Consider the following 22,362-nt stretch of genomic DNA (forward strand, 5'->3'; position numbering starts at 1 on the left):
GAGAAACCAAAATGCGTAACAAAAAAATTCCACTTAGGAAATGTATGGTTACAGGGGAGCGTCTGCCTAAAGGAGAGCTTCTTAGAATCGCGTATTCGAAAGAAGGCACGCTAACGATTGATCCTACTGGTAAAGCGCCTGGACGTGGTTTTTATATTAAAAAAGATGTTACAGTTGCAGAGCGCGCCAAGCAAAAAAATGCGCTTTTTAGAGGTCTTAAAATAGATGAGCAGGAAAGTTTTTATGATGAACTTATTTCATACTTAAAAGCGGTAGAGGATGCAAATCATGAATGATAAAGCACTTGCACTTCTCGGACTTGCAAATCGAGCGAAGAAATTAACGACCGGAGAAGAATTAGTTTTGAAAGCTGTTCGAAGCGGAAAGGCGAAATTAGTCATTATCGCAGAAGATATTTCAGAGAGAACAGCGAAAAAAATCCATGATAAATGTGAGTACTATGAAGTGGCTATAAAACAAGCTGGCACAAGAGATGAACTAGGGGGTGCCATCGGGAAAGAGTCACGAGCAATTATTGCAGTACTTGATGCTGGATTTGCAAAAAAACTAAAAGAACTCCTCGGTTGATTACCTAATGGAGGTGTACGGCATGAGTAAAATTCGTGTATATGAGTACGCAAAAAAACAGCAGTTGTCTAGCAAAGATGTTATTGAAAAGTTACGTGGGTTAGGTGTAGAGGTCGCCAATCATATGTCGACGATTAACGATAATGCACTTAGACAACTCGACGAATCTTTTTCGAAAAAAAATCAGCCTGTAAAAGATACGAAAGAAACGAAGCAGAGCACAGGGACAAGTAGGGAGCCAAACAAACTGAATAGTCAAGGAAACAAAAAACCAACGAATCAAAATCGTGCGGAAAAACCGCAAACAAATACGCAAAATAAAACGCAAGGTCAAGCGAGTCGTGGGACTCAAACTGTGCAAAATGCGAACCGTTCGAATAATCAAAACAGTAATTCGGGTGGCAATAGAAACAACAATCAAGGCGGTAAAAATAATAATCAAAATCGCGGTGGGAAAAACAATAACCAACGCGGTGGATTTAATCAGCAAAATCGTAGCGGTAAAAATACGAAGCGCAAAGGGAAAACAAATTTCAGCACGACACCACCAACTCCGCCGAAACCAAAAGAGCTTCCAGAAAAAATTGTTTTCAGCGAATCTTTGACGGTTGGCGAATTGGCGAAAAAGCTATATCGTGAACCATCAGAAATTATCAAAAAACTCTTCTTACTTGGCGTAGTTGCCACAATTAACCAATCTTTAGACAAAGATGCTATTGAACTTATTTGTTCTGAGTACGGTGTTGAAGTAGAAGAAGAAATTAAAGTGGATATTACGGATTTAGATGTTTACTTTGAAAATGCAGTTGAAGAAGACGCTGGACTATTAAAAGAACGTCCTCCTGTTGTTACAATTATGGGACACGTTGACCACGGGAAAACAACGCTTCTTGACTCCTTGCGCAATACGAAAGTGACGCTTGGTGAAGCAGGCGGGATTACGCAACATATCGGGGCTTATCAGCTTGATGTGCGCGGGAAGAAAATCACGTTCTTAGATACGCCTGGTCACGCGGCTTTCACTGCGATGCGTGCGCGTGGTGCCCAAATTACGGATATTACGATTCTTGTTGTGGCTGCTGATGATGGCGTTATGCCACAAACGATTGAGGCAATCAACCATGCGAAAGCTGCTGGTATGCCAATTATCGTTGCTGTAAATAAGATTGATAAACCACAAGCGAATCCTGATCGCGTCATGCAAGAATTAACAGAGTATGAGCTTATTCCAGAAGATTGGGGTGGCGATACGATTTTTGCGCCGATTTCAGCGAAGTTTGGTGAAGGTTTAGATAACCTATTAGATATGATTTTACTTGTATCTGAGGTAGAGGAACTAAAAGCGAATCCTGAACGCCGTGCAATTGGTACAGTTGTCGAAGCGGAACTTGATAAAGGCCGCGGATCAGTGGCAACACTGCTTGTTCAAGATGGAACGTTAAATATCGGCGATCCAATTGTTGTCGGAAATACGTTTGGACGTGTTCGGGCGATGGTGAATGATTTAGGACGTCGTGTGAAAAAAGTTGGACCAAGTACACCAGTTGAAATTACTGGTTTAAATGGTGTGCCACAAGCGGGCGATCGTTTCGTAGTCTTTGAAGACGAAAAAACAGCTCGTAGCGTCGGGGAAACTCGTGCATCGAAAGCACTCCAAGAGCAACGTTCAGCAACAAATCGCGTCAGCTTAGACAACTTGTTTGAACATATGAAAGCCGGCGAAATGAAAGAAGTTAACGTCATTATTAAAGCAGACGTTCAAGGTTCTGTTGAGGCGCTCGCAGCATCACTTCGTAAAATTGAAGTGGAAGGCGTTAACGTTAAAATCATTCATACAGCAGTAGGGGCTATTAACGAGTCGGATATTACCCTCGCGGCTGCTTCAAATGCCATTGTGATTGGATTTAACGTTCGTCCAACTGCTCAAGCACGTGAAGGTGCGGAAAATGAAGGCGTAGATATTCGCTTACACCGCGTTATTTACAAAGCGATTGAAGAAATTGAAGCAGCGATGAAAGGAATGCTTGATCCTGAATTTGAAGAAAAAATCATTGGACAAGCGCAAGTTCGCCAAACATTCAACGTATCTAAAATTGGTACAATTGCCGGCTGTTATGTGACAGATGGTAAGATTACACGCGATAGCGGAGTCCGCTTAATCCGCGATGGTATCGTTGTATTTGAAGGCACACTTTCTACGCTGAAACGCTTTAAAGATGATGCAAAAGAAGTAGCTAAAGGCTTTGAATGTGGGATTACTATTGAAAACTTTAATGATATTAAAGAAGACGATGTGATTGAAGCATTCATTATGGAAGAAATCGAAAGAAAATGATCATTTACAGTGCCGCTCTTACATTTCACATTTATGAAGCCCAAAATTTAAAAGAAAAGCGTGCCGTATTACAACGTGTTTTAATGCGCGCCCGCCAGAAATTTAATGTGTCTATGGCTGAAATAGGCTTCCTAGATAAGTGGCAGCGCACGGAAATTGGTTTTGTGATTGTCGGAAGTTCGCGAGTTCAAACGGAGAAGGAAGGTCAGGAAGTGTTACGCTTTCTAGACTCCTTCCCCGAATGGGAGCGCCTTTTGACGGACATTGAATGGTTATGAGGTGAACAAAATGAGTTTGAGAGCAAATCGTGTTGCGGAGCAAATGAAGAAAGAACTCGGCGACATTTTAAACCGAAAATTAAAAGATCCTCGTCTTGGCTTTATCACGATTACTGATGTGGAAGTGACAGGCGATTTGCAGCAAGCGACGGTATTTATTTCGATTTTAGGGAATGAAAAAGAGCGTGAAGATACGCTTCTTGCGCTTGAAAAGGCACACGGCTTTATTCGTTCTGAAATTGGCAACCGGATGCGCCTGCGAAAAGTTCCAGAGCTGCTGTTTGAAATGGATAGCTCGCTAGAATACGGCAATCGTATCGATGAACTTTTAAGAGATTTAAATAAAGGTGAATAACTTTCTAGAGGGGCGCTGTTTGCCTCTCTTTTTGTGAAAGGAGGATTTTTTAATGGACGGAATTATTCCGCTATTTAAAGAGCGTGGCATGACGAGCCATGATTGTGTGTTTAAACTGCGCAAAATTTTAGGAACAAAAAAAGTTGGGCACACCGGAACGCTCGATCCAGAAGTTGAAGGAGTACTGCCGATTTGTGTTGGCCGGGCGACAAAGCTTGCCGAATACATAACAAGTGAAGGAAAAGAATACGTTGCGACAGTCACGCTCGGCACAAGTACGACGACAGAAGACGCAACAGGCGAAGTCGTTTCAAAAAAAGACCTTCAAACGGCGATTTCGGAGGAAAAACTAGTTGCGGTTTTAGATAAATTGACAGGCGAAATCGAACAAGTTCCGCCAATGTATTCTGCTGTAAAAGTAAACGGCAAAAAACTCTACGAATACGCACGTGCTGGGCAAACCGTGGAACGACCAAAACGCACCGTGCAAATTTATGCGCTTGAGCGACTAGATTCAGGCGAGCTGACGGCCGCGAATCCGACGTTCCAAATCCGCATTGCTTGCGGGAAAGGGACGTATATTCGTACGCTAGCCGTGATGATTGGCGAACAATTTGGTTTGCCGGCGCATATGGCTACTCTTGAACGCACAAAAAGCGGCTTTTTTGAAAAAGCAGACTGCCTGACTTTGGGGGAAATCGAAAAACAAGTCAATAGTGGCAATTTTGACTTCCTTCAGCCACTCGAAAAAGGCATTTTTAATATGCCACAGCTCGAATTAGATGACACGCTGTACAAAAAAGTATTGAACGGTGTTGTGCTTGAGACGGCGCTTTTTGGTGCGCCTAGCGGGAATTTATTTGCGATGATGCGAAACGGCAAATTGGTCGCCATCTACAAACCACACCCGACGAAAACGCAGCTTTTAAAACCTGAAAAAGTCATCGAATTAAGAGATGGTCCGCTAAACTAATTTTTTGCCAAAAAGGTGAAAAATAGATATGATATGTAGGAAATGTTACGAGTGAAAAGGAGATTTCATGGAAACTATTTTTATACATCACCCTAATACGTTAAATTCGGATTTACAGCCGAAAACTATTGCGCTAGGCTTTTTTGACGGTGTTCATCGCGGACATCAGGAAGTCATTTTGCGCGCAAAAGAAATCGCTGTGGCAAACAATGAGCAGTGCGCAGTCCTCACTTTTGACCCGCACCCATCTGTTGTGCTTAGCAAAATGCGTAAGAAAGTAAAATATTTAACCCCTTTGGAGGAAAAGGAAGAAAAAATAGCTGCACTTGGCGTTGATATTTTATACGTGGTGCGTTTTACGACTGCTTTCTCCGAATTGTCAAAAGAAGAATTTGTCGAACAATATTTAGTTGGTCTTCATGCCAAACATGTCGTGGCTGGCTTCGACTACTCTTACGGCAAAAAAGGCGCCGGTAAAATGAGTGAGCTACCAGAATATGCAAAAGGGCGTTTTGACGTCATAATTGTCGATAAGCAAGAAGCGTTCAATGCTAAAATTAGCTCAACGAACATTCGCAACTACATCGAAAGTGGCGAATTAGATGAGGCGAATGAACTTTTAGGCTACCCGTATAAAGTGCGCGGCACAGTCATTCATGGCGACAAGCGTGGACGCACGTTAGGCTTCCCAACGGCTAATATGCGCATTGACGGCGACTACCTTATTCCAAAACTCGGAATTTATGCCGTGAAGTTCATCGTAAACGGCGAAAGCTATTTGGGCATGGCAAGCATTGGCTACAATGTTACCTTTAAAACTGACCAAGAGCTTTCCATTGAAGTGTACATTTTGGATTTTGATCGGGAAATTTATGGTGAAAGCGCCGAAATTGAATGGTTCCATTTCTTTAGACCGGAAATGAAGTTCAATGGCATGGAAGGCTTAATCGAGCAGCTAAAAAAAGACGAAGAGAACACCCGTCGTTATTTTGAGGGAGAAAGTTTGATTTAACTTGATTTTATTCCCAAATTAGTGTATCTTTAAATCTGTACGACAAGAACCTTTACTTGGCTATTTGCGAGTCACCGGCGCATTGCTCAGTAAGTGGGGATTAGAAAATTTAGGAGGTGGAGTTAAATGGCTTTAACTCAAGAACGTAAAAACGAAATCATTGCTGAATACCGTGTTCATGATACGGATACAGGTTCTCCGGAAGTACAAATTGCTGTACTAACTGCAGAAATCAACAGCTTAAATGAGCATGTTCGTGTACACAAAAAAGATCATCATTCTTACAGAGGTCTAATGAAAATGGTAGGTCACCGTCGTAACCTACTTACTTACCTACGTAAAAAAGATGTTCAACGTTACCGCGAACTTATTAAACGTTTAGGTTTACGTAGATAATAACGAAACCAAGAAAAGCGGGGAACGATTTTGTCTCCCGCTTTTTTATTAAGAAAAAAGAGAACGATTTTTTATTTATCGCATGAATCCAAAAACGTGCTAAAAAGGACGCTATCTCACTTTTATGGTAGGTTTTTGGATTTATGCGTGCCCCGCATTCGGGGTGTGCATGAAGCATTCTTATGCATGGTAAAGGAAAACGTTCTCTAAAAAAGGAGAATGATTTATGTCGGAAAAACAAGTATTTCAGACAGAGCTCGCAGGCAAAAAATTACAAATCGAAGTAGGACAATTAGCAAAACAAGCTAGCGGCGCAGCACTTGTGCGCTACGGCGATACAGTTGTTCTAACAGCAACAGTTGGATCAAAAAAACCAAGACCAGGAGATTTTTTCCCTCTTACGGTAAACTATGAAGAGAAAATGTACTCTGTTGGTAAAGTGCCCGGAGGATTTTTAAAACGTGAAGGACGTCCAAGTGACCGCGCAACACTAACAGCACGCCTAATTGACCGTCCAATTCGTCCGTTATTCGCTGAAGGATTCCGTAACGAAGTACAAATTACGTCAACTGTATTCAGTGTCGATCAAGACTGTTCACCAGAAATGGCGGCAATGCTAGGTTCTTCCATCTCGCTTTGCATTTCAGACATTCCGTTTGACGGCCCAATTGCAGGTGTTGATGTTGGACGCGTTGATGGCAAATTCATCATCAATCCAACAATTGAAGAAGCTGAAAAAAGCGATATTTCATTAACCGTTGCGGGAACACATGAAGCGATTAACATGGTTGAAGCAGGCGCCAAAGAAGTATCCGAAGAAGCGATGCTTGAAGCAATTATGTTTGGTCATGAGGAAATCAAGCGCTTATGTGAATTCCAGCAAGAAATCATTAAAGCCGTTGGAAAAGAAAAACGCGAAATTGAACTTTTCGTAACAGATCCAGAACTTGAAGAAGAAGTGAAGAGTTTAAGTGAAGCGAAAATGAAAGCAGCAATTCAAACAGAAGAGAAAAAAGCACGCGAAGCTGCGATTGAAGAAGTAAAAGAAGAAATTTTAGAAGGCTATAAAGCAAAAGAACTTGAAGATGAAGAAGCTGTTCTTGCAGAAGTCGCACATATTTTAGAAATAATTGAGAAAGATGAAATGCGTCGTCTTATCTCGCAAGAAAAAATTCGTCCAGATGGCCGTAAAGTAAACGAAATTCGTCCGTTATCCTCTGAAACTGGCCTTCTTCCACGTGTGCATGGCTCTGGTTTATTTACGCGTGGTCAAACGCAAGCGCTAAGTATTTGTACGCTAGCTCCTCTTCGTGAGCATCAAATCATTGATGGATTAGGCGCTGAAGAATACAAACGCTTTATGCACCATTATAACTTCCCGCAATTCAGTGTAGGCGAAACTGGTCCACGCCGTGCGCCTGGTCGCCGGGAAATTGGACACGGAGCGTTAGGTGAGCGTGCGCTTCAATATATTATCCCATCTGAAGAAGACTTCCCGTATACAATTCGTCTTGTATCTGAAGTTCTAGAATCCAATGGATCAAGTTCGCAAGCAAGTATTTGTGGCTCGACACTCGCTTTGATGGATGCTGGTGTACCAATTAAAGCACCTGTAGCTGGGATTGCAATGGGACTCGTGAAATTAGGCGATGACTACACAATTCTTTCGGATATTCAAGGCATGGAAGACCATTTCGGCGATATGGACTTTAAAGTTGCTGGGACAAGCGAAGGAATTACAGCACTTCAAATGGATATTAAAATCGATGGTTTGAGCCGCCAAATTTTAGAAGAAGCTCTTGCACAAGCAAAAGAAGGCCGTCTGCACATTTTGGAACACCTAATGAGCACAATTAGTGCACCACGTACTGAGCTCTCTCTTTATGCACCAAAAATTGTGACCATGACAATTAAGCCAGATAAAATCAAAGATGTTATCGGACCTGGCGGAAAACAAATCAATCAAATTATTGAAGAAACTGGCGTGAAAATTGATATTGAACAAGATGGTACAGTTTATGTTGCTTCTCAAGACGAAGCGATGAACAAAAAAGCAATGGCCATTATTGAAGATATCGTTCGTGAAGTTCAAGTTGGCGAGATTTATACAGGAAAAGTTCGTCGTATCGAAAAATTCGGTGCCTTTGTTGAGCTATTCAAAGGAACAGACGGGCTTGTGCATATTTCTGAGCTTGCTTACGAGCGCGTTGGTAAAGTAGAAGATGTTCTAAAACTTGGCGATGAAGTCACTGTCAAAGTTATTGAAGTCGATCATCAAGGTCGCGTCAATCTATCTCGCAAAGTACTTCTTGAAAAGCCAGAAGGCTACGATGAGAAAAAAGCGCAAGAGAAAAAAGACCGTCCACGCAAACCTCGTTTCAAAAAAGACGAGTCCAAATAAAAAAAACCAAAGTGCTTTGGCACTTTGGGTTTTTTTAATCTTGATGAGTTAATTTTTTCGCGAGTTGATCAAAAGTCATTTTATTTGTGACTTCATATTTACCATCACGAACGTATTTCTCATAATTATTTTGTTTCAAATACTTGTCGAAGTCTTGTGCATTGGCAATAATACCATTATTTTTCAAGTCTTCACTTACTTGAGAAGTAGGTTCACCTTTTGAAACGACTACTGTATATTTTTTTTCTTCATTTTTTTTCTTTTCTTCAGCCGCTTTCTTTTCAGCTTCTTGACGTTCTTTTTCGGCGACTTCATTTTTTTCAAGTTCTTGCTCAGCTAAAAGTTTCTCATATTTTTGCTTCCAAGTATTACTATTTCCAGCTGCTTGTTTCGTTGTTGGTTCCTTTGTTGCTGCATCGGTTTCTGAAGAGAAAAACTCTGAATAAACAAAAAGGACAACAGCAGAAATGAGTAGACCTAGAGCAATCATGCGTAAATTATTTTTCAACGATTTACTCCTTTCTTGCCAGTTGGAATCAATGTTCCAAATATTCTTCTATGATTTGTTCAACTTCTTCTTTCGGAAGAGATGATTGTTCCACGATTTCATCAGTTGCAATCCCCGATGTATAAAGAGTGATAACTTGTTTTTTTAATAGAGATTGCATTTTAGGACTTGGAGTAGAAGAGGATTCTTCAGCTATCATCTCAGTTGTTTCTTCTTTCACTTCTTCAGTCGCTTCTTTAGTTTCAGTAGTCTGCATAGCTTTCTCAAGAGCAGACACACGCTTTTTAAGCTGATAATTTTCATGCATCAGCTGCGACGCAACTTCTTCAAATTCGCTTTCTGTCTGTTCTGTATTTCCCTTTTTCAGGAAAGACACAATGAACAGGACAATAGCAGCAACAAGAAGAATTATTATGATTGCGGTCATTATGTAGTAACACCTCTTTTCACTAAAACTCTACCTTTATTTATAACATAAAGCTTACTAAAAGACCATGCCTTTTAAGATTTGTAAAGAAAATAAAAAGAAAATCACATGTAACCTTGCAGAATCAGCCTAAAAATGATATTATAATACAGGTCTATAAATAATTTTTCTGAATAGAGTTGGAGGGAAAACAATGCGCGTAAATATTACTTTAGAATGCACGGAGTGTGGCGATCGTAACTACATTACGACTAAAAATAAACGTGAAAATCCTGAACGTATTGAACTAAAAAAATATTGTCCAAGATTGCGTCGTGTAACTTTACACCGCGAAACAAAGTAAGCAGCAGGATTTCCCCTGTTGCTTTTTTTATTTAAAAGGGAGGTTTCCTTATGCCAATGAATAAAAATGACTTACGTCAAAACGTTTTGCAACAACTCAATCAGATGAATAAAGAAAAGCATCGCGAGAAATCAGAAAAATTAGCCAATCAACTTTTTGACACAACCGAATGGCAACAAGCAATGATTGTTGGCGTAACAATCTCAAGATTTCCAGAAGTAGATACAACATGTATCATAGAAAAAGCCTTTCAAGAACGAAAAACAATTGTCATTCCTGAAACTATCTATCCAGGTAATAAAATGCAATTTCGCGAGTATCAAAGTGGTGACCAGTTAATCGAGAAAAAACTAGGACTTAAAGAGCCGAGTGAAAAGGCAACCATTGTGCAAAAAGAAAAAATTGATCTACTGTTAGTTCCGGGCGTAGTTTATAACGATGTTGGATACCGTATTGGTTTTGGCGGTGGCTTTTATGACCGCTATCTCGAAAACTATCCTAATCAAACAATTTCACTTTGCTTTAGCGAACAAATAAGTAGCGATTTACAACCAGAAAGACATGATATACCAGTTGGGAAAATTTTGGTTATTTAATCGTTAAGAATTATATTTAGGATTTGTTTACAACGCCTATTTTTTTGCGTATAGTAGTAAATGTAATCTGTATTTTTAGAGAGAAAGCAGGGAATTTTTTGAGCCTCCAAGAAAATTATGTTTTCTGGCTGTTAACGAACTACTTTTTAGGGCAAGAAAACTATCGACTCATTCATTTACATGAAGAAAAACAAGAACTATGGTTAGATAATCCAAATAAAAAGGATCGCCCAGTCATTCGTATTCAAATGCGAGAATTAGGATGGGCAAGTGTAGTGGAGCGCGACGTGACCCATGTCTTTAACGTGGCCGAAAATCTTCGTAAACAAATGGGTAGATTAAAGCTTTCACTCGTGAACATTTACATCAGTCCTTTTGAGCCTGTGGGGGACAAACCTGTATTTGAAAAAATAATAACAGGTAAAAATGATAAAATTTCACTCCAAAACTTTTTAATTTCAACAGAACATACTGAACAAAAGTTACGAGAGTTAGAAAATGAACTTGGGATTCAACAAGGAACTTTCTCTGTAGAAGGTGAAATGACAGAAGCACGTGTCGCATTGGAGCGGCAAACCGTTATCAACTATATCACCAAAAAAGTAACTGAAGAACAACAAACAGCAAGAAAAGAAAAACCTTATATTACGTATACCTTCATTGCGATGCAAATCGCGTACTTTCTTTGGGTGTTTTTTAAAGATATGTCGCTTAGTACCTTTACTTTAGTTGAATATGGTGCTAAGTTTAACCCGCTAATTTATCAAGGCGAATGGTGGCGTCTAATTACACCTATTTTCTTGCATACCGGACTCATGCATATCGCAGCAAATTGCCTCATGCTCTATATAGTTGGTCCATGGGCAGAGAAAATTTATGGGAAATGGCGCTACGCCACAATTCTTCTCATCGGCGGAATTGCTGGAAATATCGCAAGCTTTGCGTTAAACAATAATGTGGCTGTTGGCTCGAGTACAGCTGTTTTTGCTCTATTTGGCGCGTTGCTCTACTTAGTTGTTTTAAAACCACATCTTTATGCTAAAACAATAGGTTCTAGTATTGCGGCATTGGTTGCAGTAAATTTAGTCATCGATATTTTTGCAACTGGAATTGATTTGGCTGGACATGTGGGTGGCCTTGTAGGAGGATTCTTTTTAGCAGGAGCATTATCTTTACCACTACAATATTTTCACTGGCGGCGACTTTTTTACGGAATTGGCTTTGTTACGCTAGCCATTCTATTTCTAGTCATGGGATTTGATAAAGCTGGTGAAGTGCAGAATCCTGCTATTAGTAATAGTGTAGCCCAATCTTATTTTCAAGAAGGAAATCATAAAGAAGCCAATAAAATACTTGATTATTTAGTAGAAACAAGAAGTGCTGATGAATATAGCTATACCCTTATGGCCACAGAAGCTTTACAAAACAGGCACTATTCAAAAGCAGAAGCAGCTGCTAGAGAAGCCATTCTACTGAATCCAGAAATTCCGCAAGCTCATTATATTTTAGCAGTGACCTATTTGCATAAAGGCGACCGAGAAAATGCTTTAAAAGAAGCTGAAATAGCTAAAGATTTATCTGATGAAAAGTTCTTTTTAGATTTCTATAATCAATTAAAAAATTCTAACCAGTTAGAGGGAGCACTATGAATTCTGTTTACGATGTAGCACAGCTATTAAAAAAGTATGGCATTATTGTTTATCTTGGCAAACGCGAGTATGATATCGAAATGATGGAGCATGAACTGACAGAACTTTTTAAACACCAAATTTTAGATAGAGAGCTATATGCTAAAGCGCGAGGTATTCTAAAACAAGAGTTAATAAAAGAACAGAAGAAAAATAGTAAATAAAAGGAGAATAAGGGACATGGACAAAAAGTTAATTGGTATTGATTTAGGCGGAACAACAGCAAAAATTGCGCTTTTAAACAAAGAAGGCGATATTACTGAGAAATGGACAATTAAAACGAACATCGAAGACAACGGCTCAAACATTGTTCAAGATATTGGGAATAGCTTAAATCAAAAATTGGCTGAGCTTCAAGTTAAAAGCGATGAATTCTATGGCATCGGTATGGGAACTCCAGGCGCTGTAAACTCTGAAAAGGGAACTGTAAAAGGCGCTTATAATTTGAACTGGGTAGAAGAACAAAATGTGTCAGAAGATCTGGGTCGTATAACTGGATTAAAAGTTCACTTAGATAATGATGCAAACGTTGCAGCACTTGGTGAACGCTGGAAAGGTGCTGGTGAAGGCGGTGCAAATGTAGTATTCGTCACATTAGGTACAGGCGTTGGCGGCGGAATCTTTGCTGAAGGCAAAATTCTTCATGGCGTAAGAGGCGCAGCTGGCGAAATTGGTCATGTTACGGTCGTGCCTGAAAACGGTTATGATTGTACATGTGGTAAGAAAGGGTGCCTAGAAACAATCGCTTCTGCAACAGGTATCGTACGGGTTGCGAAAGACTTAGCAAAAGACTTTTTAGGTAAGTCTAAACTCCGTGATGCGATTATAAATGATGAAGAAGTAACAGCTAAACTTGTTTTTGATTTTGAAAAAGAAAATGATGAGCTAGCTAAACTTGTTGTCGATAAAATTTCATTCTATTTAGCTTTAGCACTTAGCCATATTGGTAATATGTTAAATCCTGAGAAGATTATTATCGGTGGAGGTGTTTCAGCTGCTGGTGATGCTTTATTAAAACCAGTTATTGCTTATTTTGAAACAATGGTATTTCCAGCAGTTAGGGAATCAACTAAAATTTCAATTGCTACAAAAGGCAATGATGCAGGCGTTATTGGAGCTGCATGGTTAGCGCTCCCAAATGAGGAAGCGTAATAATTAAAAAAGCGCCATCTAATCTAGTTTTAGCTTATTCTAAAAAGGGTATTTTTATGGATAGATAAACAGATTGGAGGCTTGAGATGAAGAAAAAACAAGTACTTATCCTAGTTGTGTTCGTTGTCGTAATCACTTCTATTTCATTTGGCTGCTCTCCTCCTAAGCAGAAAGATGCGAAGAAAGATGAGCATATGGTTGTCAAGCCATTTCAAACAAGTAAGCAGAAGTTTGTTCGCATTGTCGGTTGGCTAAATAATGATAGTGTCTTAGTGCAAGCCCAACAAGGAAAAAGCACAAACTTCGTCAACTACAATATTTATACAGGAAAAGAAAAACCAATATTAGCTGTAGACAGCTTAATTTCTGATGTGCAATTAAGTCCAGATGGTTCTCAGTTTCTCGTGTATGCTATTCAAAAAAACAATAAAGTGAATTTATCTGTTCATTCGACATCAGATGGTAGTACTCTTATGAGTAAAGAGATGGAACCATTATCTGCCAATTTTTATTGGAATCCGGATTCGATAAACAAAATAATGATGGTTCTCTTTGATCAAAATTTTGCTTATACAGTAAATGTTATTGATACAGAAACGAGTGAAATTTCAAAAGTGACAACTACATCGCAGTTTGTCAGTTGGTATAGTGATAATTTGTATGTAGTAAACCGGAAAGAACCTGGGATTGAACTCGGTAATTTGTATTTGGAAGATACTAGAGAACAAGAACCAGAAAGTCTTATCGTGGCCAATATTTTGCAATTTGCGGTAAGCCACAATATGCTTCTTACAACTGAACGACCTGATGACCCATCAAAAGTCATGTATGATTTTCGAACAATAGGATTTCAAACCATTTATAAATATGAGATGCCTAGAGAATACGATGAATTAGGAACCTTTATTCCGTATTTCGACAAAAATTTTACGGCCAAAACATTCCTGACGTTTGAACCGTATGAAAGTAAAAAAATAAGTCCACAAGGTAATGAATATCGTCTTGTATTGATTAATCCAGAAGAGAAATCACATCGTGTTATCGTAGAACTCATGGATAATAAACCAATTGTTAGTTCACCAGATGGCCAAAAAGTTTTATACGGCTATCAGTTTGAACAACTTATTTCCACTAAAGATGGGAAAATTTCAAACTTAGTTTCGTCTTCTGAACGAATTTATTAATGGCACACTGTCTGTTAAAAAGTAGACAGTGTGTCATTTTGTATATAATGAAGTAAATTGGTTTTCAGCTATCTGCTGGTTTGTTTTATTTGCTCCATGTAATAGTTCTGCCACCGCTGTTCGAATTCCATTTGGCGATTAAAGAGAGTAATAACACTTGTTAAAATAAGAAAACTAATGAAAAGGATAAATAGAGTAATCGGGAGAGAAAAGCCGTTCTTCAAAATTAACTCACTCCCTTTCCATCATAAGCATGGTAGTGAAATTTTTATTTGCAGTTGTTTTGATTTTCAAACTTAGTTCCGCATCATTTAAATACATTGAAAATTGAGCGACATTTGTAAGCAACGTTTCATGACCTTTCCCGTCAACTTGCTTGCGAATCACATCTTTATAGAATTCGTAACAAATTTCTTTGTTTGAAATCGAACAGAATTTATTGTCTGAACGAATATGAATTTTCCCGTTTCCAATCTCTTCGCGTAATTGTTTCACAAAAATATGCCATTCTGCACTATGAGAAATATTCGTCACATTCAATATCTTTTTTTCGGTCTGCAGTAAGAAAGGGATCATTGTAAAAATAATGATTGTTACTAAAAGAGCCATGATAGATTCTAGCAGACTAAAGGCATTTTTATTCGGCGAGAGGGAGACATTTTTTATTTTTACTCGACCAACCACAAATCTCCTCCTTTTTTAATTGCTCAATATAATAACCATCAATTTCTTTTTTGAAAGGGGGAGATTGATGGGCCCGAGCTTGATCGTGTAGGTGCTGATAAAGTATCGTTAAATCTCGCTCGGTTTCAAGTTGACTAAGCATGAACAAAATTAATGGCGTAATAAAAGACGTGATCAAAACTAAAATACTAAGCGAAAAAATACTTTCAAGCAGCGTAAAACCGTTAGGCTTCTTCAATTCTAAAACGTCCTTTCCCAATTTGAAAGATCCACTTGTAGTCACGTGTAAGCCCTTTAAAGTGTACGGTTGTAAAACGATTAATATGACCAGAATCTGGTAGAAATTGGAATTTTTCTAGTTGAACAACTTTTAGCGACTTAGGAAATTTTTCTGTATAGCGTGTTTGCCCACCTACAACCATTTGAAATTGATAGGGATTAAAAATGATTTCTGTTCGTTCGCCGTTTGTAATCGCGATAGTTTGGGCCAAAAAAATATCCGCTTTGATTTGCTCAAGCATCTCTTTTTCTGCAATTTGATCGATAAGGCGGTGAACAGGAGTAATTGTTAATTGAATGGTTAAACTGCAAATCAGTAAAACAAACAACATTTCAATGAGTGTAAAGCTATTTCTTTTCACTAATTTTCCTTTACATTTCCTGAAGCATCAATTTGAACGCTTTTTCCATTCGGGCAGCTTTTTTGATCTTGAGATAGATAACCTTTCGCGAGTAAATCAGCGAAACTAGGAACTTGATTGAATTCTAATTGATAAGCTTGGACTTGACTTTCTACAACAGAAATAAAAGCAGTACAACCTTTATCATTAATAGATTTACTTTGCTTCACGATGTTCGGAATCGTTAGGAGTAACAGAACACTGACGACGAGCAGAACGATTAACATTTCCACTAAAGTAAACGCTTGATTGTCTTTCCAATTAATTTTAAACATGAAAACACTCCTTTTAGATTTGATTAACCATTGAAAACATGGGATAGAGGATTGATAAATAAATCGAAATAATTAAAATGCCGATAATAAGAAATACAGCTGGCTGAATATAGCCAAAAAGTTTTTCTGTTTTTTCGAGCATTTTACTATGACAAAAATCATAATAAAATAAAAGTTCATCTGACAAAGTACCATTTTTCTCGCCGTGTTTAATAATATAAACAAGCTCTTTTTCAAAGATTCCAATAGATTTTGCAGCTTCCGTAAAAGAAAGCCCTTTTTCTAAGGAAATCGTAAATTTTTCGCCTATATTCATAAAAAAAGAAGTGGATTTCTTTTGCATGAAGAGCTGAAAAGTTTGTTGAATAGAAAGACCGCTCTTCAATAAATAACCACATTCTCTCGCGAATAGTTGAGAATAGTGAATACGCGTAAAACTTGAAACGATAGGGATTTTATTGAAAAACAAGGCGCGTTTTAAAGCATCTTTTCGTTTGCTCCTGCTTAAAATGAATAAGAATAGGAAGAAGCAACCTAGCATCAGGCCAAATAATATAATCGGTAATTGTTGTAGTAAGAAATATGAGAACTGACCAGATGCATTTTCACCGTTAGCAATTTGCTTAAACAGCAGGTCAAACTTCGGCAGCAAGAAAATCCGTAACAAGAAAAATACGATGATAACAGTTGAAAAGAGAACAGCCGGATATTGAAATGTCTTTTTAAGAGATTTTTGTTGTTCGGCTTTTCTTTTTAGTAGCTTGCCGCACTCTAACAGGGTTTCGTTAAAATAGCCATGTTCATTTGCATAAAGGACAGGTGCCGAAATGAAGGAAGGAAAACCTGCTTTTTGTAAAGCGATTGAAAAGTTTGCACCCGTATTCAATGTTTCAAGCATGATAAGATAGCGTCTTTTTTCTTTTTTTGAAGTGATGGCTAGATAGGCGATAGCTGTATCAATTGGAAAACCTTTGTCTAAAAGTTCGGAAAGGCGAACTAGGAAATCGCCATCTTTATTCCAGTCAGATTGATTAAAAAAAGCCATAGCAGAGTCCTTTCTGAAATTGTTTGTTAAGTGATAATGTGGGGGTATTTCGTTGTCCTTCTAGCATTTGCAGAAGATTGATTTGCCGAGTTTCGATTTCATAAAGAACCGTACGTTTTCTTGAAAGATGTGTACAAAAAAGTTGGCAAGAACTTAAGCATAGCGGGCAATAAAGCGCATGTATTGTTTGAAAACTTATGCCAAGTAAGCAATGCGCCAAATTTTCTTTGGATATGCCTAATTCAGCTAACCTGGCAATGATGCCATCTAAACTACTTGCGTGGATAGTACTAATAACAAGATGCCCTGTTAGAGCTGCTCGAATTGCCATCTGTGCGGTCTCACTATCACGAATTTCACCAATAATAAGAATGTCTGGATCATGTCTTAGAATCGCACGGATAATAGTTCCATAAGTGAGGCCCGCGCGTTCGTTCACTTCAATTTGTAAAAATTCTTGATGAAGATGTTCGACAGGATCTTCAATAGTGATAACTTGTTTATGTGTATGCCGCGTTAATTCAGTAGCAAGACTATACATAGATGTTGACTTACCGCTTCCGGTACTGCCAGAAAATAGAAATAAACCTGATTTAGAAGCACAACATTCGAAAATAGATTTTGCTGTAGCATAAAAAAGAGTTGTTTCTAAAAATGGCAGTGGCTTCTCATAATGATAGAGTCGCAAAACCATACTTTCCCTTCCAGTTTTATTTGGAAGTGTAGATACTCTAAGAGCGATTGTCTGATTTTTGATGATGCGCTCGTATTGTCCAGATTGCGGCTTACGCTTTTCGCCGATATCCATTTGAGCATTAAATTTTAAGAAAGAAATTAACTTATCGCCAAGATCAAATGGGATAGTGGCTAGCGGGTGGAGCTTACCGGAAACACGAATTCTCACAAGGTAACAAGTTATAGAAGGGTGCAAGTGCAAATCGCTTGCACGCAGCTCAAAACATTGTTCTAACATACTATCAAAAAAAAGTTGGGGCATAAAATTCACCTCTTGCTAATTATATTCGCCACATACACAACAACTCCTTTTTGGTATAAAAGGGGTTTTCCGCCCGAAAATGAAATTTCGACAACTTTATAAAAATGCAAACGCTTAATTGACGCCAAAAACAAATAATCACTTCATAAAAAAATTTTCCAGTAGCAAAACTTTGTGAATTCGATAACTATGCGTACGTTTTTATGAGTGGAAATAAATAAAGCCCTTTCATTACGAACGAATCCTTTGGAAAATACTTTTATATACGCTAGAACGTATAATTTGCCGAACGTTGCAAGGCGTGATAAGCTATAGGAAAAGGCAGGATACATATGTAAAACGCGGTTGAAAATAAACAGAGAGACTGTTAAAACAGCGCCGACGGGGAAAGCATGAAGTATGTGAAACTCTCAGGCAAAAGGATGTTTATGGGACGCAACTCTGGAGTTTTTTACGACAGGGCTTATGATTTAGTAAGCCTTTTTCCTATGCTTAAATTTAAAAGGAGGTTTTCATTTTGGCAGAGCTATTACAGACACCGCTTCACTCCATTTATGGGAAGTACGGAGCCAAGACAATTGATTTCGGGGGATGGGATTTACCAGTACAATTTGCAGGGATAAAAGCCGAGCATGAAACAGTTCGCACCGATGTTGGAGTATTTGATGTTTCACACATGGGGGAAATTCATGTGACAGGGAAAGAGAGCACCGCATACTTAGAAAAAATGTTAACAAATAATATTGCGAACATAAAAGATGGACGCGCGCAATATAATATTATGTGTTACGAAGACGGGGGCACCGTAGATGATTTAGTTGTTTATAAACGCAACGATGAAGATTATCTACTCGTTGTCAACGCTGCGAATACAGAAAAAGACTTTAACTGGCTAAAAGAACATGCTAGTGAAGATGTAGAAGTTAAAAATGTTTCATCAGAATATGGCCAACTAGCGGTTCAAGGACCGAATGCCGAGAAACTTGTGCAAAGCCTGACAGATGCCGATTTGGCGAGCATTCCATTCTTTGGTTTTGTAGAGGAAAAGGTAGTTGGAGTAGACGCAATCATTTCGCGAAGCGGCTATACAGGTGAAGACGGATTCGAAATTTATATGGCGGCTAAAGATGCGGTTACCGTGTTTGAAGCAGTTGTGAGTGCAGGAGCAAAACCAATTGGGCTTGGCGCACGTGATACGCTTAGATTTGAAGCCAATTTAGCACTTTACGGTCAAGAGTTATCAAAAGAAATTTCGCCACTTGAAGCAGGCGTTAATTTCGCCGTAAAGCTAAAAAAAGAGCCTGACTTTATTGGAAAAGCAGCGCTCATTTCACAAAAAGAAGCGGGCGTACCGCGTAAGATTGTTGGGGTGGAGCTGCTTGACCGCGGGATACCAAGACACGATTATCCTGTTTACTTAGGCGAGAAGGAAATCGGGAAGATTACATCGGGCACACAATCACCTACTTTAGGGAAAAACTTAGGTCTTGCCTTGATTGACTCGAATTACGCAGAACTTGGAGTTGAGCTTGAAGTCGGAGTGCGCAACAAGAAACTTAAAGCAGTCGTTGTTGAAACGCCGTTTTATAAGCGAGGAAAATAAACTTTACGCCATTAAAAGGAGGAAAGAACATGTCAAAATTTCGCTACTTACCAATGACGGAGCAAGATGAAAAAGAAATGTTAGAAACAATTGGGGTCAGTTCCATCCAAGATTTATTCACGGATATTCCTGAGAAAATTAGATTCAATCGGGATTATGATTTAAAACCGGCCATTTCGGAACCCAACTTATTGCGTGAACTTACGAAACTCGCTGCACAAAATGTGAATACGCAAGAAACAGCCTCATTTTTAGGGGCGGGCGTGTATTCGCACTACATTCCAACAATTGTGGACCATGTTATTTCGCGTTCTGAATTTTACACGGCTTATACGCCGTACCAACCAGAAATTTCGCAAGGGGAATTGCAGGCGATTTTTGAGTTTCAAACGATGATTGCAGAGTTGACGGGAATGGATTTAGCGAACTCGTCGATGTATGACGGCGGAACATCACTCGCTGAAGGGGCTATGCTTGCATCAGGGCATACAAAGCGGAAGAAAGTGTTAGTATCTGAGGCGGTTCACCCTGAATCCATTAACGTGTTAAGGACGTATGCAAGTGGGCAACATGTCGAAGTAGAGCTCATCCCTGAAAAGGACGGAAAAACGGATTTAGCGGCCCTTAAATTGGCTATGAACGATGAGGTTGCCGGTGTCGTTGTCGGTTATCCTAATTTTTATGGACAAGTAGAAGATCTAGCGGCAATTGAAGCGATTGTTCACGAACAAAAAGGACTACTCATTGTTTCAAGTAATCCGCTCGCTTTAGGAATTTTAACCCCACCTGGGAAGTTTGGGGCGGATATTGTGGCTGGCGATACGCAGGTGTTTGGGATTCCTGAATCGTTTGGTGGCCCGCACTGTGGCTATTTCGCGTGTACGACAAAATTAATGCGTAAAGTTCCAGGACGATTAGTCGGTGAAACGGTTGACGAGAACGGAAAACGTGGCTATGTATTGACACTCCAAGCGCGTGAACAGCACATTCGCCGTGATAAGGCAACATCAAATATTTGTTCGAATCAGGCGTTAAATGCGCTTGCTTCTTCTGTTGCAATGGTCGCGCTTGGTCAGAACGGGCTTCCAGAAATGGCCAAGCAAAACATTGATAAAGCTCATTATGCTAAAAGTGCGTTTCAAGCGGCTGGTTTTACCGTTTTATTCTCGGACGCTTTCTTTAATGAATTTGTCGTGAAGTTAGATGAGCCAGTGAAACACGTTAATGAAATGCTACTTGAGCGCGGTTTTATTGGCGGTTTTGATCTAGGGCTCTATGCGCCGCAATACGCGAATCATATGCTTGTCGCCGTAACTGAAATGCGCACGAAAGACGAAATCGATGCCTTTATTACAGCATTAGTAGAGAGTTTGGAGGGAGTAAAATGAGTGAAACGATGAAACTTGTATTCGAACGTTCCGTGCCTGGGCGTATCGGTTTTAGTCTGCCAGAGCAAGATGTTCCTGAAACGAACTTAGAAGATATTTTTGAGTCGAGCTATATTCGTTCGGAAAAAGCTGATTTACCAGAGCTTAGCGAACTTGAAATTATGCGTCACTACACCGAGCTTTCCAACCATAACTTTGGCGTAGATTCAGGCTTTTATCCGCTCGGTTCATGTACGATGAAGTACAATCCAAAAATTAATGAAAAAGTAGCACGTTTTCCTGGATTTGCGAACATTCACCCGTATCAGCCTGAAAGTTCCGTGCAAGGCGCGATGGCTCTTTTATATGATTTGCAAACGAGTCTAGTGGAAATTACGGGCATGGACGAAGTAACATTACAGCCAGCAGCAGGGGCGCAGGGCGAGTGGACTGGCCTGATGCTGATTCGCGCTTATCACGAAGCAAACGGGGATACGAAGCGTACGAAAGTGATTATTCCTGATTCTGCGCACGGCACGAACCCAGCTTCTGCAACCGTCGCAGGCTTTGAAGTAGTGACCGTGAAATCGAACGAAAAAGGACTTGTTGATGTTGAAGATTTGCGCACTGTCGTTGGCGAAGATACAGCCGCGCTCATGCTGACAAACCCAAACACACTCGGTCTTTTTGAAAAAGACATCGTGGAAATTGCGGAAATCATTCATGCTGCGGGAGGAAAGCTATACTACGATGGGGCAAATTTAAATGCGATTATGGCAAAGGTGCGTCCAGGGGACATGGGATTCGATGTGGTGCATTTAAATCTGCATAAAACATTTACCGGTCCGCACGGCGGCGGTGGACCTGGCTCTGGTCCAATTGGAATCAAAAAAGATTTAATCCCATTCTTGCCTACGCCTGTTTTAACGAAAGAAGGGGAAAACTACACGTTTGATTACAACTACCCGCAATCTATCGGCCGTGTAAAACCTTATTATGGGAACTTCGGAATTAACGTCAGGGCGTATACGTATATCCGCACCATGGGCCCAGACGGACTCAAAAAAGTAACCGAGTACGCCGTTTTAAACGCCAATTACATGATGCGCCGGCTTGAAAAAGCGTTTGATCTCCCGTTCGACCAAGTCTGCAAACACGAATTTGTCCTTAGCGGCAATCGTCAAAAGAAACTTGGCGTCAGAACGACAGATATCGCGAAACGTCTGTTAGATCATAATTTCCATCCGCCAACAGTTTACTTCCCACTCATTGTGGAAGAGGCGATGATGATTGAGCCAACAGAAACGGAATCAAAAGAAACGCTTGATAAATTCATCGATACGATGTTACAAATTGCAAAAGAAGCAGAAGATGATCCTGAAATCGTCCAAGAAGCGCCGCATGATACGTATGTAAAACGTCTTGATGAAACGCGTGCTGCAAGAAAACCAGTACTTCGTTATCAGAAATAATAA

General features: G+C 39.5%; 26 protein-coding genes and 1 riboswitch. Of the genes, 18 read left to right on the top strand and 8 right to left on the bottom strand.

Going from position 1 to position 22,362, the window contains the following annotated elements; translation table 11 throughout:
- The first annotated feature begins 11 nt into the window (after positions 1-11).
- From rnpM to pnp, 9 genes are all read left to right on the top strand, one after another.
- Positions 12-296, top strand: a complete 285-nt coding sequence (rnpM, locus tag CFS04_RS07105) for an RNase P modulator RnpM (protein WP_088809914.1) — start codon at positions 12-14, stop codon at positions 294-296.
- Positions 289-588, top strand: coding sequence for a YlxQ family RNA-binding protein (locus tag CFS04_RS07110; protein WP_088809915.1), 300 nt, complete (start codon positions 289-291; stop codon positions 586-588). The genes rnpM and CFS04_RS07110 overlap by 8 nt, the downstream gene beginning before the upstream one ends.
- Positions 589-610: 22 nt before the next feature.
- Complete coding sequence (gene infB / locus CFS04_RS07115; RefSeq protein ID WP_088809916.1) at positions 611-2,923, top strand: translation initiation factor IF-2; 2,313 nt, start codon at positions 611-613, stop codon at positions 2,921-2,923.
- Positions 2,923-3,201: a DUF503 domain-containing protein gene (locus tag CFS04_RS07120; protein ID WP_369821475.1), complete on the top strand. Its 279-nt coding sequence runs from the start codon at positions 2,923-2,925 to the stop codon at positions 3,199-3,201. Before infB ends, CFS04_RS07120 begins: the two co-directional genes overlap by 1 nt.
- 10 nt (positions 3,202-3,211) lie before the next feature.
- Positions 3,212-3,556 carry a 30S ribosome-binding factor RbfA gene (rbfA, locus tag CFS04_RS07125; RefSeq protein ID WP_088809918.1) on the top strand — a complete coding sequence of 115 codons (345 nt, stop codon included), beginning with the start codon at positions 3,212-3,214 and terminating at the stop codon, positions 3,554-3,556.
- Positions 3,557-3,608: 52 nt separating this feature from the next.
- Positions 3,609-4,529: a tRNA pseudouridine(55) synthase TruB gene (truB, locus tag CFS04_RS07130; protein ID WP_088809919.1), complete on the top strand. Its 921-nt coding sequence runs from the start codon at positions 3,609-3,611 to the stop codon at positions 4,527-4,529.
- A gap of 67 nt (positions 4,530-4,596) precedes the next feature.
- Positions 4,597-5,541 carry a bifunctional riboflavin kinase/FAD synthetase gene (locus tag CFS04_RS07135; protein WP_088809920.1) on the top strand — a complete coding sequence of 315 codons (945 nt, stop codon included), beginning with the start codon at positions 4,597-4,599 and terminating at the stop codon, positions 5,539-5,541.
- Between the two features lie 126 nt (positions 5,542-5,667).
- Complete coding sequence (gene rpsO / locus CFS04_RS07140) at positions 5,668-5,937, top strand: 30S ribosomal protein S15 (protein ID WP_003719603.1); 270 nt, start codon at positions 5,668-5,670, stop codon at positions 5,935-5,937.
- A gap of 226 nt (positions 5,938-6,163) precedes the next feature.
- Positions 6,164-8,338 carry a polyribonucleotide nucleotidyltransferase gene (pnp, locus tag CFS04_RS07145; RefSeq protein ID WP_088809921.1) on the top strand — a complete coding sequence of 725 codons (2,175 nt, stop codon included), beginning with the start codon at positions 6,164-6,166 and terminating at the stop codon, positions 8,336-8,338.
- Positions 8,339-8,372: 34 nt separating this feature from the next.
- Here the strand turns inward: pnp and CFS04_RS07150 are convergent, their stop codons facing one another.
- Both CFS04_RS07150 and CFS04_RS07155 read right to left on the bottom strand, forming a co-directional pair.
- The gene (locus CFS04_RS07150; RefSeq protein WP_088809922.1) at positions 8,373-8,846 is read right to left on the bottom strand and encodes an endolytic transglycosylase MltG; all 474 of its coding nucleotides are present in this window, start codon (positions 8,844-8,846) and stop codon (positions 8,373-8,375) included.
- A gap of 28 nt (positions 8,847-8,874) precedes the next feature.
- Entirely contained in the window at positions 8,875-9,273 is a 399-nt protein-coding gene (locus CFS04_RS07155; protein ID WP_088809923.1) for a hypothetical protein, read from the bottom strand.
- Positions 9,274-9,466: 193 nt separating this feature from the next.
- On the opposite strand from CFS04_RS07155, the gene rpmG reads away from it, so the two are divergent.
- The 6 genes from rpmG to CFS04_RS07185 all read left to right on the top strand — a co-directional run bounded on the left by rpmG (position 9,467) and on the right by CFS04_RS07185 (position 14,236).
- Positions 9,467-9,616: a 50S ribosomal protein L33 gene (gene rpmG / locus CFS04_RS07160; RefSeq protein WP_003719608.1), complete on the top strand. Its 150-nt coding sequence runs from the start codon at positions 9,467-9,469 to the stop codon at positions 9,614-9,616.
- Positions 9,617-9,666: 50 nt separating this feature from the next.
- Complete coding sequence (locus tag CFS04_RS07165; protein WP_244169943.1) at positions 9,667-10,212, top strand: 5-formyltetrahydrofolate cyclo-ligase; 546 nt, start codon at positions 9,667-9,669, stop codon at positions 10,210-10,212.
- A 98-nt stretch (positions 10,213-10,310) separates the two neighbouring features.
- Entirely contained in the window at positions 10,311-11,861 is a 1,551-nt protein-coding gene (locus CFS04_RS07170) for a rhomboid family intramembrane serine protease (protein ID WP_088809924.1), read from the top strand.
- Complete coding sequence (locus tag CFS04_RS07175) at positions 11,858-12,064, top strand: YqgQ family protein (RefSeq protein WP_088809925.1); 207 nt, start codon at positions 11,858-11,860, stop codon at positions 12,062-12,064. Before CFS04_RS07170 ends, CFS04_RS07175 begins: the two co-directional genes overlap by 4 nt.
- A 16-nt stretch (positions 12,065-12,080) precedes the next feature.
- Positions 12,081-13,052: an ROK family glucokinase gene (locus CFS04_RS07180; protein WP_088809926.1), complete on the top strand. Its 972-nt coding sequence runs from the start codon at positions 12,081-12,083 to the stop codon at positions 13,050-13,052.
- A gap of 86 nt (positions 13,053-13,138) precedes the next feature.
- Positions 13,139-14,236: a hypothetical protein gene (locus CFS04_RS07185; protein WP_088809927.1), complete on the top strand. Its 1,098-nt coding sequence runs from the start codon at positions 13,139-13,141 to the stop codon at positions 14,234-14,236.
- Between the two features lie 231 nt (positions 14,237-14,467).
- Here CFS04_RS07185 and comGF read toward each other — a convergent pair whose 3' ends face one another.
- From comGF to comGA, 6 genes are read right to left on the bottom strand one after another with little or no spacing between them, the layout of a single operon-like run.
- Positions 14,468-14,920: a competence type IV pilus minor pilin ComGF gene (gene comGF / locus CFS04_RS07190; RefSeq protein WP_088809928.1), complete on the bottom strand. Its 453-nt coding sequence runs from the start codon at positions 14,918-14,920 to the stop codon at positions 14,468-14,470.
- Positions 14,874-15,158: a type II secretion system protein gene (locus tag CFS04_RS07195; protein ID WP_088809929.1), complete on the bottom strand. Its 285-nt coding sequence runs from the start codon at positions 15,156-15,158 to the stop codon at positions 14,874-14,876. The genes comGF and CFS04_RS07195 overlap by 47 nt, the downstream gene beginning before the upstream one ends.
- Positions 15,145-15,561: a competence type IV pilus minor pilin ComGD gene (gene comGD, locus CFS04_RS07200; RefSeq protein ID WP_255377776.1), complete on the bottom strand. Its 417-nt coding sequence runs from the start codon at positions 15,559-15,561 to the stop codon at positions 15,145-15,147. The genes CFS04_RS07195 and comGD overlap by 14 nt, the downstream gene beginning before the upstream one ends.
- Entirely contained in the window at positions 15,561-15,875 is a 315-nt protein-coding gene (comGC, locus tag CFS04_RS07205; protein ID WP_088809930.1) for a competence type IV pilus major pilin ComGC, read from the bottom strand. Before comGC ends, comGD begins: the two co-directional genes overlap by 1 nt.
- A gap of 13 nt (positions 15,876-15,888) precedes the next feature.
- Positions 15,889-16,920 carry a competence type IV pilus assembly protein ComGB gene (gene comGB, locus CFS04_RS07210; RefSeq protein ID WP_088809931.1) on the bottom strand — a complete coding sequence of 344 codons (1,032 nt, stop codon included), beginning with the start codon at positions 16,918-16,920 and terminating at the stop codon, positions 15,889-15,891.
- Complete coding sequence (gene comGA, locus CFS04_RS07215) at positions 16,907-17,917, bottom strand: competence type IV pilus ATPase ComGA (protein WP_088809932.1); 1,011 nt, start codon at positions 17,915-17,917, stop codon at positions 16,907-16,909. The genes comGB and comGA overlap by 14 nt, the downstream gene beginning before the upstream one ends.
- Positions 17,918-18,262: 345 nt before the next feature.
- Positions 18,263-18,353: riboswitch (glycine riboswitch) on the top strand.
- Between the two features lie 81 nt (positions 18,354-18,434).
- Here comGA and gcvT point away from each other — a divergent pair.
- Genes gcvT through gcvPB form a run of 3 tightly spaced genes read left to right on the top strand, consistent with a single transcriptional unit; the run spans position 18,435 to position 22,359 of the window.
- A complete protein-coding gene (gcvT, locus tag CFS04_RS07220; protein ID WP_088809933.1) occupies positions 18,435-19,520 on the top strand; it encodes a glycine cleavage system aminomethyltransferase GcvT in 1,086 nt (361 codons plus the stop codon).
- Positions 19,521-19,549: 29 nt separating this feature from the next.
- Entirely contained in the window at positions 19,550-20,908 is a 1,359-nt protein-coding gene (gene gcvPA / locus CFS04_RS07225; protein ID WP_088809935.1) for an aminomethyl-transferring glycine dehydrogenase subunit GcvPA, read from the top strand.
- A complete protein-coding gene (gene gcvPB / locus CFS04_RS07230; protein WP_088809937.1) occupies positions 20,905-22,359 on the top strand; it encodes an aminomethyl-transferring glycine dehydrogenase subunit GcvPB in 1,455 nt (484 codons plus the stop codon). The genes gcvPA and gcvPB overlap by 4 nt, the downstream gene beginning before the upstream one ends.
- The last annotated feature ends 3 nt before the right edge of the window (positions 22,360-22,362 follow it).

Origin of the sequence: Listeria sp. ILCC796 (assembly GCF_900186175.1) — a bacterium.
Taxonomy (GTDB): Bacteria; Bacillota; Bacilli; order Lactobacillales; family Listeriaceae; genus Listeria; species Listeria goaensis.